14 protein-coding genes and 4 tRNA genes are annotated in these 13,789 nt (G+C 69.6%); 4 read left to right on the top strand and 14 right to left on the bottom strand.

What is annotated here, in order from left to right; translation table 11 throughout:
• Positions 1-7: 7 nt before the first annotated feature.
• The 3 genes from ACTJKK_RS04050 to ACTJKK_RS04040 all read right to left on the bottom strand — a co-directional run bounded on the left by ACTJKK_RS04050 (position 8) and on the right by ACTJKK_RS04040 (position 3,095).
• Complete coding sequence (locus tag ACTJKK_RS04050; protein ID WP_440747085.1) at positions 8-1,336, bottom strand: flavin monoamine oxidase family protein; 1,329 nt, start codon at positions 1,334-1,336, stop codon at positions 8-10.
• 133 nt (positions 1,337-1,469) lie between these two features.
• Positions 1,470-2,519, bottom strand: a complete 1,050-nt coding sequence (locus tag ACTJKK_RS04045; protein ID WP_440747084.1) for a 2,3-butanediol dehydrogenase — start codon at positions 2,517-2,519, stop codon at positions 1,470-1,472.
• Between the two features lie 24 nt (positions 2,520-2,543).
• The gene (locus ACTJKK_RS04040; RefSeq protein ID WP_336640316.1) at positions 2,544-3,095 is read right to left on the bottom strand and encodes a TetR/AcrR family transcriptional regulator; all 552 of its coding nucleotides are present in this window, start codon (positions 3,093-3,095) and stop codon (positions 2,544-2,546) included.
• Between the two features lie 85 nt (positions 3,096-3,180).
• On the opposite strand from ACTJKK_RS04040, the gene ACTJKK_RS04035 reads away from it, so the two are divergent.
• Positions 3,181-3,957, top strand: coding sequence for an SDR family NAD(P)-dependent oxidoreductase (locus tag ACTJKK_RS04035; protein WP_404596349.1), 777 nt, complete (start codon positions 3,181-3,183; stop codon positions 3,955-3,957).
• A gap of 9 nt (positions 3,958-3,966) precedes the next feature.
• Here the strand turns inward: ACTJKK_RS04035 and ACTJKK_RS04030 are convergent, their stop codons facing one another.
• From ACTJKK_RS04030 to ACTJKK_RS04000, 7 genes are all read right to left on the bottom strand, one after another.
• The gene (locus ACTJKK_RS04030; protein WP_440747083.1) at positions 3,967-4,791 is read right to left on the bottom strand and encodes an ABC transporter ATP-binding protein; all 825 of its coding nucleotides are present in this window, start codon (positions 4,789-4,791) and stop codon (positions 3,967-3,969) included.
• Entirely contained in the window at positions 4,788-5,852 is a 1,065-nt protein-coding gene (locus tag ACTJKK_RS04025; protein WP_440747082.1) for a FecCD family ABC transporter permease, read from the bottom strand. The genes ACTJKK_RS04030 and ACTJKK_RS04025 overlap by 4 nt, the downstream gene beginning before the upstream one ends.
• Entirely contained in the window at positions 5,849-6,877 is a 1,029-nt protein-coding gene (locus tag ACTJKK_RS04020) for an iron chelate uptake ABC transporter family permease subunit (protein WP_440747081.1), read from the bottom strand. The genes ACTJKK_RS04025 and ACTJKK_RS04020 overlap by 4 nt, the downstream gene beginning before the upstream one ends.
• A 10-nt stretch (positions 6,878-6,887) precedes the next feature.
• Entirely contained in the window at positions 6,888-7,778 is an 891-nt protein-coding gene (locus ACTJKK_RS04015; RefSeq protein WP_440747080.1) for a siderophore-interacting protein, read from the bottom strand.
• Complete coding sequence (locus ACTJKK_RS04010) at positions 7,775-8,740, bottom strand: ABC transporter substrate-binding protein (protein WP_440747079.1); 966 nt, start codon at positions 8,738-8,740, stop codon at positions 7,775-7,777. Before ACTJKK_RS04010 ends, ACTJKK_RS04015 begins: the two co-directional genes overlap by 4 nt.
• Positions 8,741-8,845: 105 nt before the next feature.
• Positions 8,846-9,634 (bottom strand): helix-turn-helix domain-containing protein, encoded by a 789-nt coding sequence (locus ACTJKK_RS04005; protein ID WP_440747078.1) that lies wholly within the window; start codon positions 9,632-9,634, stop codon positions 8,846-8,848.
• A gap of 131 nt (positions 9,635-9,765) precedes the next feature.
• Positions 9,766-9,838, bottom strand: a tRNA-Val gene (locus tag ACTJKK_RS04000).
• A gap of 151 nt (positions 9,839-9,989) precedes the next feature.
• On the opposite strand from ACTJKK_RS04000, the gene ACTJKK_RS03995 reads away from it, so the two are divergent.
• From ACTJKK_RS03995 to ACTJKK_RS03985, 3 genes are all read left to right on the top strand, one after another.
• A tRNA-Gly gene (locus ACTJKK_RS03995) sits at positions 9,990-10,062 on the top strand.
• Between the two features lie 54 nt (positions 10,063-10,116).
• Positions 10,117-10,187: transfer RNA gene (locus tag ACTJKK_RS03990), tRNA-Cys, on the top strand.
• Positions 10,188-10,213: 26 nt separating this feature from the next.
• Positions 10,214-10,285 (top strand) — tRNA-Val (locus ACTJKK_RS03985).
• 77 nt (positions 10,286-10,362) lie between these two features.
• Here ACTJKK_RS03985 and ACTJKK_RS03980 read toward each other — a convergent pair.
• From ACTJKK_RS03980 to ACTJKK_RS03965, 4 genes are all read right to left on the bottom strand, one after another.
• Positions 10,363-10,656 (bottom strand): hypothetical protein, encoded by a 294-nt coding sequence (locus tag ACTJKK_RS03980; RefSeq protein WP_440747077.1) that lies wholly within the window; start codon positions 10,654-10,656, stop codon positions 10,363-10,365.
• 88 nt (positions 10,657-10,744) lie between these two features.
• Complete coding sequence (locus tag ACTJKK_RS03975) at positions 10,745-11,908, bottom strand: MalY/PatB family protein (protein WP_440747076.1); 1,164 nt, start codon at positions 11,906-11,908, stop codon at positions 10,745-10,747.
• 91 nt (positions 11,909-11,999) lie between these two features.
• On the bottom strand, positions 12,000-13,346 hold the full coding sequence (locus ACTJKK_RS03970) for a cryptochrome/photolyase family protein (RefSeq protein WP_440747075.1): 1,347 nt from the start codon (positions 13,344-13,346) through the stop codon (positions 12,000-12,002).
• A gap of 38 nt (positions 13,347-13,384) precedes the next feature.
• The gene (locus ACTJKK_RS03965; protein ID WP_336640324.1) at positions 13,385-13,789 is read right to left on the bottom strand and encodes a DoxX family protein; all 405 of its coding nucleotides are present in this window, start codon (positions 13,787-13,789) and stop codon (positions 13,385-13,387) included.

Below are 13,789 nucleotides of genomic sequence, written 5' to 3'. Positions count from 1 at the left end.
CCGGGGCTCACGGCCGGGACCACAGCCGCTCGACCGCGACCTCGCGCCCGAGGACGCGGGTCGCCGCGCGGTGCCCCGACAGGAGTGCGGCGGGCACGGTCGCCGGGTCATCGGTCCAGGTCGCCTCTCCGGCGATGTGCAGCACGCCGCCGATCGGGGTCGCCAGGTCGTCGTGATCGGCGGTCGTCGAGCCGAGCGTCATGTACGCGTAGGCGCCGTGGGCGAACGGATCGTCCTGCCAGTGCGTGCGATTCACCGCAACGGGGGCCGGCACGTCGGCGCCGAACAGCCGGCGCAGCTGCGCGAGCACCGACTCCACGACCTGATCGTCGTCCCAGTCCCGCGTCTCCTGCGCCGCCGGCCCCGCGGCGAAGGTGAGCAGCGTCGGCTCGTCGTCGAGGGCGGTGAGGTCGTACCAGGAGTGCCACCATCGGCCCTCGGGCCCCTGTTGGCGGATCGCATAGACGCCGTCCTCCCAGAACCGCGCGGGGAAGCGGAGGAAGATCTTCTCGAACGCATTCATGCGCAGGCGCGACAGCGCCCCGGCGTTCGGCTCGGGCAGCGCAGGGTCGATCACCAGTGCGGGGGACTGCAGCACCCCGACCGGCACCGTGAGTACCGCCGCCGTCGCGCGGAAGACCTCGTGCGGTGTGGTGGCGACGACGCCCTCCGCCGACCACTCGACACGGGAGACGGGGTGGTCGAGCCGTACGTCGAGCCCCTCCGCCAGATGCGTCGCGAGGCTGTCGTACCCGTCGGGGAAGACGACCTCGTCGCCGTCGATCGTGTCGTCGTCGAGCCCGTGAGCGGCGAGGTCCTCGATCCACGCGCCGTACTGCTCCTCGGCGCGGTGCTCGAGGTACTCGCGCACCCGCTGCGTGCGGTCGGCGTTCCATCCCTGCATCGCGAGAGCGGCCTCGGTCACGTCGCGATACGACGCATCGGCCGCCGATACGGCGATGGTGTCGCGGAGCGCCGCATCCACCTCATGGATGTCGGCGACGTAGGCACGGGCATCCGCGTCGGACAGACGGATGCCGTCCGGGCCGTAGTGAGCGATCGGACGGCTGTCGGGCTGGTAGCCCCCGACCGTGAACTCCTGCATGCGCATGCCGAAGGCGGTCGCCGCGGCCGCCACCGGGCTGCCGTCGATGCCGTGGATCCAGGAGGCGCCGAGATCCGTGACCCGGCCGGCGGAGCGATCGGTCGTCACACGGCCGCCGATGCGGTCCCGCGCCTCGAGGACGACGACGCTCAAGCCCTCCGCCCGAAGAAGTCGCGCGGCAGAGAGGCCGGCGATTCCCGCACCGATCACGATCGCGTCAGAGGTGTGCATGAGGGCTCCTTCGCCGGAGGGCATCGCAGGGGGTGATCCCGACGTTAGTCAGTCGGACCCCACCGATGGAAGAGCTCAGGACGATGGCCGGGACCGAACGCGTCGGGTCCCGGCCATCGCCCTGAGGTGCGCGTCAGTTCGACCGAACGAGGATCTTCGCCCCGGCGCCGCCACGGAGTGCGTGGATCGCATCCACGACGCCATCCAGCGGCACGTCCTTCACCCATCCGGTCGTGTCGTACACGCCCTCCGCCATCGCGGCGATGACCGCGTCGAAGTCCTCGGGGAGATACGCCAGCGCGCCGGCGATCTCGGTCTCGGCCATCACCAGCTGAGTCGGCAGGAAGTCCATCGTGCGCTCGTGGATCGCGACGACGATGACACGGCCACCCGGCACAAGGCTCGCGAGCGAGGAGGTGATGGCGGGGCCGGCGCCGGCGGCATCGAACGCCACGTCCACGCCCTCGCCGTCGGTCAGAGCGGTGACGGCCGCGCCGAGGTCCTCCGTCACCGGGTCGACGACCGTGGCGCCGAGGGCCGCGATGATCGCGCGTCTATCGGCGCTGGGCTCGGACACGAGCACCTTCTCGATGCCACGCGCTTTGAGGGCGAACCACACGCCGATGCCGATGGGGCCGGCCCCGGCGATGAGGGCGGTTCCCCCCGGCTCCACGCCGCTGCGCGAGACGGCGTGCCACGCGACCGCCATCGGCTCGACCAGGGCACCGAGACGCAGGTCGACGTTCTCGGGAAGCACGTGCAGCTTCGACGCGTCGACGGTCGTGAACTCGGCCATGCCGCCGCCGTCCGAGCTCAGACCGTGGAATCCGATCTTCTGGCACGCGTTGTACATACCGCGGCGGCATGCAGCGCAGTCACCGCAGTAGTAGATCGGCCAGACGGCCACCCGGTCGCCGACCGAGATTCCGTCGACGCCCTCGCCGAGCTCGACGACCGTGCCCGAGAACTCGTGTCCGAGGATCTGGGGGAGGGTCGACCCGGTCAGCGGATGCGGGTGTTCGAAGTCGAGGCCCGCTGCCTCCGGCGTGTAGTAGACGTGCAGGTCGGAGCCGCAGATGCCCGCGAAGGCGTTGCGCAGCTTGACCTGCCCGGGTCCGGGGGAGGGATCTGTGACCTCCTCGATGCGGAGATCCTCCTGCGCGTGGAAAACTGCGGCCTTCATGTTTCTCTCCTTTTCCGGCGGCCGTCAGCGCAGCCACCACTCCGGGGACGCCGCGAGGATGAGCCTCACGGCGCGGTCGATGTCGTCGTCGCCGCTGCGCAGCCACTCCTCGATGGAACCCACGGTGCCGGCGGCGGCGTAGGCGAACGCGATCGCCATCGCCGCGGGATCGTCGCGGAAGTCCGGGGGAACGATGTCGGGGTGAAGGTGCACCCAGAGTTCGAGGCCCGACCGGATGGACCGCTCGAGGTTGCTGCGCACGGGAGCGGCGAGCAGGGGGTGCATCGCGCCGCGGTAGACGTCCGCGCGGCGGAGGACGTGCTCGAGCAGTGCCCGCTCGCCGTCTCCGATCGCGTCGGTGCGCGGGAGGATCTCCATCGCTTCGGCGATCTCGGACGAGAGGGCGTCGGCGAGGAGGTCGACGGGGCTCTCGGCATGGCGGTAGAAGGTGTCGCGGGTCACACCCGCCGCGGTGCAGATCGCGGAGGCGGTCACGTCGGCGATCGGCATCCGTCCGGCCAGGTCGAGGACGGCGTCGCGGAGGTGCTCCCGTGAACGTCGCGCCCGTGCATCCATGTCGCCCAGTTTATCCGACATGTGTCAGATAAGGCGTAACGTGGCGGGAAGGACGGCACCACGACGGTGCCGCAGAGAGGAAGTCATGTCAGGGTTCGAGAACAGCGTCGCGGTCGTCACCGGCGGAGTGTCGGGGATCGGAGCGGCGATCACGCGCCGCCTGGTCGATCGGGGTGCGAAGGTGTTCGTCGCCGACATCAACGCGGATGCCGTGGCCGCCGCCACCGAGACGTTCGGCGAGAACGTGGCGGGCCTGCGCACCGATGTCACCGACGAGCAGTCGATGGAGGCGCTCTTCGCCGCCGCCGTCGAACGATTCGGCCGGATCGATGCGGTGTACAACGTCGCCGGCGGCTCGAAGCCGGGCCGCGTCATCGACATGGATCTCGCGACCTGGGACTTCAACATCAAGCTGAACCTCTACGGCGCGTTCCTGGGCACGAAGCTCGGCGCGAAGCAGTTCCTCGCCCAGGGCGGCGCGGGTTCGATCGTGAACATCGCCTCGTTGAACTCCCAGGTGCCGATGCATTCCGGTGCCGGGTACTCGACCGCGAAGGCCGGTGTCGTGATGCTCACGAAGAACGCCGCGCTCGAGCTCGCCGAGCAGGGCATCCGGGTGAACGCGATCTCGCCCGGCCTGGTCGCCACGCCGCTCACGGGCGGACTGCTGGCCGTCCCGGGAGTCATGGACACCTACCTGGATCGCATCCCCGCGAAGCGCGCCGCCGATCCCGACGAGATCGCGGGCGTCGCGCTGTTCCTCGCGTCGGCCGACGCGTCGTACGTCAACGGCGAGAACATCGTCGTCGACGGTGCGTGGGCGACGACCGGCTACCCGGACCTGCGCGCCTTCATGGGCTGAGCCGACGGCTCACAGCGGCACGACCAGGGGCGTCCCGGCGTGCGGGTCGGGGATCACGGAGCAGGCGAGTCCGAAGACCTCCTCGACCCGCTCGGCCGTGACGATCGTCGACGGATCCCCGGACGCCACGATCTCGCCATCGCACATCATGATCATGTGATCCGCGAAGCGCGCGGCCTGGTTGAGATCGTGGAGCACGGCGACGACCGTGCGCCCCTCGGCGTGGAGGCCGTGGAACAGGCGCAACAGGTCGTACTGGTGCGCGATGTCGAGGAACGTCGTCGGCTCGTCCAACAGCATCGTCGGCGACTCCTGCGCGAGCAGCATCGCCACCCAGACGCGCTGGCGCTGTCCGCCGGACAGCTCGTCGACCAGACGCCCCGCGAGCTCGGTCGTGCCCGTCGCCGCGAGGGCGGCCGCCACGGCGGCCTGGTCGGTGTGCGACCACTGGCGGAGGATCGTCTGGTGGGGGTGTCGACCGCGGGCGACGAGATCCGAGACGCGGATGCCGTCCGGGGCGAGCGACGTCTGGGGGAGCAACCCGAGTCGCCGCGCGATCTCCTTCGTCGGCAGGTCCGAGATCGCTCGACCATCGAGCAGCACCTGCCCGGTCGTGGGGCGCAGCAGACGAGCGAGCGCACGCAGCAGCGTCGACTTGCCGCAGGCGTTCGGGCCGACGATGACCGTGAACGAGCCCGCGGGGATCTCGACGTCGAGATGCGCCGACACCACGCGGCCGTCGTAGCCGACCGTGAGGTCGGCGCCCTGCAGGCGCGCACGGGTGAGAGGTCCGGTCGTAGTCATCGTCTCCTCGGTCATCGTCTTCTCGGTCATCGTCTTCTCGCTTCCTGGATGAGCAGCCAGACCAGGTAGACGCCGCCGAGGCAGACGGTGACGAGGCCGACCGGGATCTGGGTCGGGGCGAACAGCCGCTGCGCGAGCACATCGCTCGCGACCAGCAGCAGTGCGCCGAGAGCGGCGGATGCCGTGAGCGTGACGCTCGCCGAACCGGTGAGGCGGCGGGCGATCTGGGGTGCGGCGAGCGAGATGAAGGCGATCGGTCCCGCCATCGCCGTGACGACCGCGGTGAGTCCCACGCCGAGGATCACGAGCGTCAGACGCACTCCTCCGGTGCGCACCCCGAGGGCGGTCGCCGCGTCGTCGCCGAGCTCGAGCATGTGGAGACGATCGGCGAGCATCGCGACCGCGATCGCGATCGGGATGATCACGCACGCGGCGATGCCGACCTGCTCTGCCGTGATGAGGTTGAGCGAGCCGGCGCCCCAGGCGCCGGCGAGCAGGGCGACGTTCAGGTTCGCGTTGAGGATGATCCAGGTGTTCACCGAGGCGAGCATCGACGCGATTCCGATGCCGACGATGATGAGCCGGAACCCGGTGAACCCGCGGCGGAACGCCAGCAGGTACACGACCAGTGCCGTGGCGGTGCCGCCGACGAGCGCGGCGGCGGCGGTCGATGCGACGCTGACGCCGAACGTGGTGATCACGATCAACGCGCCGGTGTAGGCCCCGGCGTCGAAGCCGATCACGTCGGGGCTGCCCAGAGGGTTGCGCGTGAGCGATTGGAAGATCGCGCCGCCGATGCCGAGGGCGGCGCCGAAGACGAGTGCGCCCAGCACTCGCGGGAGCCGCCACTCGATGATCACGAGTTCGGCGCGGGGTTCCCCGACGCCGAGGAGCGTCGCGACGACCTCGCCCGGACTGAAGACCGCGTCGCCCAGGGTGAGCGCGAACACGCCCACCGCGATCGCGAGCGCCGTGGCGGCGAGGGCGACGATCGTCGCCCGCACACCGATGCGTCGGGAGAAGAAGGACGTCTGCGGCGTGAAGACACGGCGGCCGGCATCCACCGGCGTGGTCAGGAGGTCGACGCTCACAGCCCGCTCACCTTCCGGCGACGCACGAGGGCGATGAGGACCGGGGCGCCGATGACGGCCGTCACGACCGAGACGGGCAGTTCGCCCGTGGGGAGCACGAGTCGACCGGCCACGTCGGCGGTGAGAAGCAGCAGCGGTGCGGCGAAGACGGTGCCGAGGAGGATCCAGCCCTGATGGGGCCCGACGAACCAGCGCACGGCGTGCGGCACCATCAGGCCGACGAAGGCGATCGGACCGGCCGCGGCGGTGGCCGCACCGCAGAGCAGTGTCACCGCCACGATCGAGAGCACACGCGTGAGGGCGACCCGGGATCCGAGGGCGGTCGCGAGATCGTCGCCCAGCGCGAGAGCGTTGAGCGACGGCGCGAGGCAGAAGGCGAGGACGAGGCCGATGAACACGAAGGGCAGCACCGCGTAGACGTCCGGGGTGAGCGAGGTGAGCGAGCCCGCGTTCCAGCTGCGCATCCGGTCGAAGACGCTCGGGTTGAGGAGACCGATCGCCGCCACGACGCCGCCCATCACGGCACCGAGCGCGACACCGGACAACGTCATCCGCAACGGATCCGGGGCGGTGCGGCCTGCCGAACCGATCAGGTACACGAGGACCGTCGCCACGATCGCGCCGGCGAACGAGAACCAGATGTATCCACTCGCGGCGCTCACGCCGAAGAAGGCGACGCCGATCACGACGCCCAGACTCGCTCCCGCATTCACCCCCAGGATGCCGGGATCGGCCAACGGGTTGCGGGTGAAGCCCTGGATCAGTGCTCCGGCGATGCCCAGCGCTGCGCCGACCGCCAGGCCGACGATCGTGCGCGGGACGCGCATGCCCTGCACGATGGCGCCGGCGTCACCCGTGCCGACTGTGAGGCCGTGCCAGACGTCGACCGGAGAGATCCGCTGCGAGCCGAGCAGCACGCTCGCCACGCAGACGAGCGCGAGCGCGCCGGCGAGGAGGAGCACCACCAGGCCGAAGCGTGCCCCCGAAACCTGCGGTGCTCTCTCCTCGACGAGCGTCGAGGTCATACCGCGCACCTCACAGCCCGAGCTTCTCCAGCTCGGCGTCGTAGGCGTCCTCGATCTCCTCCTCGGAGCGGCCGTCGTCATTCCACATGGCCATCAGTCGCGCGTGGGTGCCCTCGTCGAGGGATTCGTAGCGCTCGCGCCAGGCTTCGGCGTTCTCGGTCCAGTAGCCGAGGACCTTGTAGTCGGTCGCCGGGAGCTTCAGGTCGTGACGGAGGTGCTTGCGCACGCCGCGCGTGGCTTTCGTCTCACCGGCGACCCAGACGTACCCGCGCCCCGTCGGAAGCTCGGATGCGCGCAGGATCTCCTCGATGCGCGTGGGACCGTGCCCGTTGCCGCCGTGCACCCAGTGCAACTCCACTCCGTCCGGGGTGGTCAGGGACAGCTCGTCCTCGGCCGTCGCGACCTCGACGACCACACGGGTGCGGACGCCGCTCGGCGCGTTCTCGGCGAGGCGAGCGGCCGCCGGCAGGCCGGTGGCGTCGGCGATCAGAAGCTGCCACTCGATGTCGGCGGGCGCCGCATAGAGCGCCTTCGGCGTGTTGACCCCGAGCACGTCACCCGGCTGGGCGCGCAGGGCCCACGCCGCCGCGATCCCCCCGTCGTGCACGACGAAGTCGATGGTGAGCTCACGCGCCGCGGCATCCCAATCCCGCACCGTGTACGTGCGCATCGGGGCCGGATCAACGCCCTCCGGGAAGTCCCAATAGCCGTCGTCGGTCGGGAACGGCAGGTTCGGCTCGATCTGCCCCTCGGTCGGGAAGAAGACGCGGAAGTACTCATCGCCCACCCCCGTGGTCACGAATCCATCGAGACCTTCGCCGCCGAAGACGATCCGCATCATGCCCGGGCTCAGCCGTTCGACGCGCTGCACCACGATGCGGTGCACGAGGTTGACGGTCATCCGAGGAGCGCCTTCTCGACGACGGTGAGGAACGCGTCCATGCCGCTGGGGGAGCCGTAGATCATCTCGTAGTTGTAGGGGTAGTAGTCGCCGCTCTGCACGAACGAGAGGTTCTGCCAGATCGCGTTCTGCTGCAGGGCCTCGTCCTCCTCGACCCAGACGGTGCCATCCTCTTCGGCACCGGTGAACACGACGTCGATGCCCTCGAGCTGTCCGAGCTGCTCGGGGCTCAGTTCCGCGTACTCGTCGCTCGCGGGCAGGCCGTCCTCCGTCGCGTTCATCAGCGGCGCCATCTCCAGACCGAGGTCGGCGAAGACGAGGCAGGGCACGCCGTAGCAGGACGTCGTGACCTGACCGTCCCAGTAGCCGACGTCTGCGACGACGGGGTGGATGTCGGCGGCGTCGAGGCGGGAGCGGATGTCGGCGATGCGGGCCTCGTACTGGTCGACCCACTCCTGCCACTGCTCCTCGCGTCCGAGATCGGTCGCGGCCTTCGCGACGACGTCTCGCCAGTCGCCGCCGTCGAATGCGTTGTACGTGTAGGTCGGTGCGATCTTCTGGAGCTGCCCGTCGAGGTCTTCCTCGTAGCCGAGCCCGCTGAGGATGAAGTCCGGTTCGGCCTCGAGCACGGCCTCCAGATTGAACTCCGGGAAGTTCCCGAAGGTCTCCAGCCCCTCCAGCTCCTGCTGAGGGAAGAAGTCGGGGAAAGCCGTGAAGTCGTCGCGGATCGGCTGTGTGCCGGCGAGGTCGAAACCGAGCGTGATGAGGATGTCGAGGTCGGTGGTGTAGAAGCCGAGCGCCGCCGTCGGCTCGGCCGGGATCGTGATGTCGACGCCGGTCGGAGTCGTGAGCTCCACCGTGTCGTCCGCGGTGGAGGAGCCGCCGGCGGAGGAGGCGGCGCACGAGGTCAGGAGGAGGCAGGTCGCTGCGAGCGCGACGAGGGACACGGGCGTAGAGCGCATGGGAGGGTCTTCCGGAAGGGGATCGGGGAGCCGGGGCTTAGGTAAGGCTCGGCTTACCCAGTATGGATCCGTCCGATGTCGCGGAGATGCCACACCGTGTCGAGGTCACGCCGACTTCGCGGAATCCTCGTCGCGTCGCGCGGCGTACTCGCCGGGCGTGCGCCCGACTTCCCGGCGGAAGGCCTGCACGAACGCACTCGGCGTCGCGTAGCCGGAGCGCCGGCTCACGTGCGCGACCGTGTAGTCGGCGGAGAGCCATTCGATGGCGCGGCGCATGCGTGCTCGGGTGCGCCAGGTGGAGAAGCTCAGGCCGGTCTCGGCGACGAACAGGCGCGAGAGGTTCCGCGCGCTGGCGCCCACGTGATGCCCCCACTCCTCGATCGAGCGATCGTCGGCGGGGTCGGAGAGCAGTGCCTCGGCGATCGCTCGGGTACGCAGGTCGAGGGGGAGGGGAAGGTCGACGACGGATGCTTCGACGGGTTCGAGCAGGCTGACCACGAGTTCCTCCGCATGCAGGCGCGGTCCCGCCGCGAGGTACGGCGGAGCCTCGAGTCGGTCGAGCACGGCGCGCATCACGTCGGGCAGGGCGACCGCGGTCGTGCGCGGCGAGGGGGAGGCGATGTCGCCGTCGATGAAGGTGCAGCGGAACGAGGTGCCGGCCGCGGCGATCACGCGATGGGACGTCTCGGCGGGAATCCAGAGACCCTGCGCGGCGGGGATGGCGAAGTGTCCGTGCTCGGTCTCGGCGGTGAGAACGCCTCGCGCCCCCCAGAGCAGTTCGTGACGATCGGGGTGGGTGTGGGTGTCCCAAGCGGCCCCGTCGACCACGTCGAACTCGTTCGTTCCGATGCGCCAGACGACGCTCTCCTCGGAGTCGGTTTCGGTGAGCGACATGAAGCCTCCGCTTGCCTTCCCGTGGGCAGATTAGGACACCCTAAGTTAGCACGCGCGCTCGTCTCGCCGAGGGGATGGGGCGGAACGAAGAAGCCCCGCTCCGTCGAGGCGACGTGCGGGGCTGTGATGAGTGGGCGATACCGGACTCGAACCGATGACCTCTTCCGTGTGAAGGAAGCGCGCTACCAACTGCGCCAATCGCCCATGACCCAGGGGGTCGAGAAACGATACTACCGGACGCGCGCGGGCCGTGATGACCATCCGGCGAGACACGCGCGAGATTCGCTTCCGGTTTGGACAGTCGCGGATCATCGGCTAATGTTTCATAAGTGCCCGGGACAACCGGAAACGAAATGCGGATGTAGCGCAGTTGGTAGCGCACAACCTTGCCAAGGTTGGGGTCGCGAGTTCGAGTCTCGTCATCCGCTCGAGTGCAGAGGGTCTTCTTCGGAAGGCCTTCCGCACGTGGGGTCAATCCACACGGTGGCGTGGCCGAGCGGCTAGGCACCGGCCTGCAAAGCCGTTTACACGGGTTCGAATCCCGTCGCCACCTCACTGAGAACTGAATAGCCTTCATAGGCGCGATTGGCGCAGCGGTAGCGCGCTTCCCTGACACGGAAGAGGTCACTGGTTCGATCCCAGTATCGCGCACAGACGAAACCCCCGGTCCAGCCGGGGGTTTTTGCGTTTCCGGCCGTCGAAGTGCTCGCCCGAGAGGTAAGTGGACTTCAGCGACTCTCGTGGCCGAAGTACGCGAAGAGCCAGACGACCACCCCGACCACCGCCGCTGCGACGAATCCGAGTGCCGTCGGGAAGGCGCTGCTTCCGTACATCCACGTGGGGAAGAGTGCGCACCCCGCGGGAGAATCGCTCTCCCACGCACCCGCGAGCCAGCCCGTCCGGCAGTAGTCCTGAATGGCGGGCGCGACGATGATCCCGGCGGCGAGACCCCCGACCGGGCTCGTGATGGCGGTCCAGACCGCTGCGAACTGCGCGTCGGCGTGCGAATCGGCTTCGCCCATTTCGGTACCCTTTCCCCAGTGGTACCCCTCCGCCCACAGCAAACCACGCCGAGCCGCCCAGCGGAAGAGCTCGGGAGCATTCCACAGGTCAGCGGGCGCTGAGCGCGGCTGCGATCCGACGCACCGCCTCCTCGAGGAGCGGCCGCGGTAGGGCGAAGACGAACCGGGTGAAACCGATCGCAGCCACCCCGCAGGCGGCGCCGTCCGTCATCGCGACACCGGCGTGCTCGCGGAACCACTCGCCGAGATCGCCGGTCAGCCCGGTCTCCCGGAAGTCGAGGAGCGCGATGTAGGTTCCCTCCGGAACGGTCATCCGCACCTGGGGAAGGTGCTCGGCGACGAGGGCGGCCAGTGCTCGGCGATTACCGTCGAGATAGGCGACCGTCTCGTCCAGCCACGCGCCCCCATCCGCGTACGCGGCGACGTTGGCGACCGCTCCGATCGTCGAGGTGCCGTGCCCCGACCACGCTCCTTCGCGCTCCCAGAGCTCCGCATCCCGCTCGTTCGAGACGATGATCTGCGCGCACTTGAGACCGGCGAGGTTCCACGCCTTGGACGCGGAGGTCGCGGTGAGGGTGTGCCCTGCAGCGACATCGGAGATCGAGGCGTAGGGGATGTGCCGGGCGGGAGCGTAGACGATCGGCGCGTGGATCTCGTCCGAGAACACGCGTCCGCCCGCGTCGTGCACAGTCTCCGCGACCCGTTCGAGCTCTTCGCGCGTCGCGACCGTTCCGAGCGGGTTGTGCGGATTGCACAGCACGAGCAGCTCGCCTCCCTCCGCGAAGGCAGCGGTCACCGCGTCGTGGTCGAGCACCCAGCGCCCGTTCTCGACGATGCTCGGCACCTCGATGACGCGTCGCCCGTGCATCGGGGGAACCATGAGGAACGGCATGTACGCCGGGGTCGGGACGATCACGGCGGCCCCCGGAGCCGTGTACTGCTCGATCGCGTACTCGAAAGCGGTGATCACGTCGGGGACCTGCTTCACCTGCGCCGACGAGATCTCCCAGCCGTAGCGAGCGGCGTACCAGGTGGCCGTCGCGGCGGCGAGCTCGTCGGCGAGATGCTGTGGAAGGTAGCCCGTGAGGCCCTGCTCGAGGGCATCGCCCACCGCGTCCTTCACCGCGGGAGCGACCCCGAAATCCATCTCGGCGACGAAGGCGCCGATCGTGTCGGGGAAGGTCGTCCACTTGACGCTCCCCGCCTCTCGCAGATCGTTCTCGGTGAGGGTGTCGATGCGGTCGACGGACATACGGGGATCCTTCACGGCAGGGGAGAGGGGGCTCCCTCGATCGTACGGGGAGTGCGCACTGCCGGGGCCGGGGTGCCGACCCCGCGGCGGGTCACCGATCGCGGGGCGCGCGTTTGACGACGTCGTACGCGGCGAGCGCCGCCTTCCGCGTCTCCCCGAGGTCGACGATCGGCTCGGTGGGGGCATCCGATGCCCATTGCGAGATGTACAGGCGCTTCGGATCGAACTTCTTGGCCTGGAGCTCGGGGTTGAAGATGCGGAAGTAGGGCGCGGCATCCGCGCCGGAGCCGGCGACCCACTGCCAGTTGAACGGGTTGTTCGCCCCATCGGCATCGACGAGGGTGTCCCAGAACCACTCCTCGCCGCGGTGCCAGTCGATGAGGAGGTTCTTCACGAGGAACGACGCAGTGACCATCCGCACGCGGTTGTGCATGTATCCGGTGCGCCAGAGTTCGCGCATCCCGGCGTCGACCAGGGGCACGCCGGTCTCGCCGCGCTGCCACGCGCCGAGGTGCGACGGCTTCAGCCGCGGCCACGGGAAGGCGTCGAACTCGGGGCGCAGGTTCTTCGTCGCGAGGTCGGGGAAGTGGAAGAGCGTGTGCCACGCGAACTCGCGCCACCCGAGCTCCGAGAGGAACCCGCCCGCGCCGTCCGCGGAGACCGCCTCGTGCCAGACCGTGAACGGACTGATCTCTCCCCAGCGCAGGCGGGGGGACAAGAGCGAAGTCGCTCCGGCCGAAGGCTCGTCGCGTGCGCGGTCATACGATCCGAGGTCCTCGCCGAGGAAGGAGCGCAGTCGACGTCGAGCGGCGGGTTCCCCGGGTTCCCAGGTCTCGCGCAGGCCCTCCGCCCAGTCCGGACGGGTGGGGAGCAGAGCCCAGTCGTCGAGGTCGTCCGATGCCGGAGCCGAGCGGATGCCGTCGATCTCGCGTGGCTCGGGGAGGGGGAGTCGCGGTGCGGGCAGCGAGAGGCACGCCCTCCAGAAGGGAGTGAACACGGAGAAGTGCGTACCGGCCCCCGTCGTCACCGTCCAGGGCTCGTGGAGAAGGGATCCCGCGAAGGAGGCGACCTCGACGCCGTCGTTCCGCAGAGCGGTCTTCAGCTCGGCGTCGATGTCGCGCTCGGGTCGGCCGTACCGGCGATTCCAGAAGACGGCGCCGGCGTCGGCATCCGCCACGACCTGGGGGATCACGCGGGCGGCGGGACCGCGGCGCAGCACCAGTGCGCCCCCACGCTCCCGCAGCCGTTCGCTCAGCGAGGCGAGTGAGTGATGCAACCACCAGCGGGCCGCTCCGCCGAGCGGTCGGATGCCGGGGGATTCCTCGTCGAGCACGTAGACGGCGAGGATCGGCTCCCCGCGATCGATCGCGGCGCGCAACGCGGGGTTGTCGGCGAGACGCAGATCATCACGGAACCACACGATCGAGGGGGAGGACATCGCCCCATTCTGGCGCTCGTCGTGCGATCGGAGAAATGTCAGCGTCGGCCTTGACTTCGACCCTCGGCGCTGGTGGCCCACACCGCCCACACCATGAGGAGCGGCTGCAGGAACAGCCGCCCGAATCGACGGCGGTCGGTGTCGAGCCCGGGCGTGGAACGGCCGGTGCGCCACTGGTGCACGTTGCCGGGCAGCACGGCGGCGAAGAACAGCGCAGTGGCCCATCCGATCCGTGCGCGCTCCCGAGGAAGGGCGACCAACCCCGCGGCGAGCCCGATCTCCACCGCACCGGAGGCGACCACGATCGTCTCCTTGTCGAGCCCGGACATGCGCGTGGCCCAGTCCGGCACGACCACGCGGAAGCCGCGCGTCTGGACGAAGTGCAGGACGCCGATCGCGCCGAGTCCTGCGGCGAGGATCCACCGGGCGATCGTACGGGTCAT

Origin of the sequence: Microbacterium sp. 22179, assembly GCF_052045715.1 — a bacterium.
GTDB lineage: Bacteria > Actinomycetota > Actinomycetes > Actinomycetales > Microbacteriaceae > Microbacterium > Microbacterium galbinum.
The sequence above is the reverse complement of the archived record's forward strand: the minus strand, read 5'-3'. Positions and strand labels throughout refer to the sequence as shown.

What these genes read in the sequence shown, in the direction of transcription:
- ACTJKK_RS04015 (WP_440747080.1), bottom strand. Translation starts at nt 7,778, where the DNA reads ATGACCGTCAACCTCGTGCACCGCATCGTGGTGCAGCGCGTCGAACGG.
- ACTJKK_RS04040 (WP_336640316.1), bottom strand. Translation starts at nt 3,095, where the DNA reads ATGGATGCACGGGCGCGACGTTCACGGGAGCACCTCCGCGACGCCGTC.
- ACTJKK_RS04030 (WP_440747083.1), bottom strand. Translation starts at nt 4,791, where the DNA reads ATGACCGAGAAGACGATGACCGAGGAGACGATGACTACGACCGGACCT.
- ACTJKK_RS04045 (WP_440747084.1), bottom strand. Translation starts at nt 2,519, where the DNA reads ATGAAGGCCGCAGTTTTCCACGCGCAGGAGGATCTCCGCATCGAGGAG.
- ACTJKK_RS04035 (WP_404596349.1), top strand. Translation starts at nt 3,181, where the DNA reads ATGTCAGGGTTCGAGAACAGCGTCGCGGTCGTCACCGGCGGAGTGTCG.
- ACTJKK_RS04020 (WP_440747081.1), bottom strand. Translation starts at nt 6,877, where the DNA reads ATGACCTCGACGCTCGTCGAGGAGAGAGCACCGCAGGTTTCGGGGGCA.
- ACTJKK_RS04005 (WP_440747078.1), bottom strand. Translation starts at nt 9,634, where the DNA reads ATGTCGCTCACCGAAACCGACTCCGAGGAGAGCGTCGTCTGGCGCATC.
- ACTJKK_RS03980 (WP_440747077.1), bottom strand. Translation starts at nt 10,656, where the DNA reads ATGGGCGAAGCCGATTCGCACGCCGACGCGCAGTTCGCAGCGGTCTGG.
- ACTJKK_RS03970 (WP_440747075.1), bottom strand. Translation starts at nt 13,346, where the DNA reads ATGTCCTCCCCCTCGATCGTGTGGTTCCGTGATGATCTGCGTCTCGCC.
- ACTJKK_RS04050 (WP_440747085.1), bottom strand. Translation starts at nt 1,336, where the DNA reads ATGCACACCTCTGACGCGATCGTGATCGGTGCGGGAATCGCCGGCCTC.
- ACTJKK_RS03975 (WP_440747076.1), bottom strand. Translation starts at nt 11,908, where the DNA reads ATGTCCGTCGACCGCATCGACACCCTCACCGAGAACGATCTGCGAGAG.
- ACTJKK_RS03965 (WP_336640324.1), bottom strand. Translation starts at nt 13,789, where the DNA reads ATGACCCGTACGATCGCCCGGTGGATCCTCGCCGCAGGACTCGGCGCG.
- ACTJKK_RS04010 (WP_440747079.1), bottom strand. Translation starts at nt 8,740, where the DNA reads ATGCGCTCTACGCCCGTGTCCCTCGTCGCGCTCGCAGCGACCTGCCTC.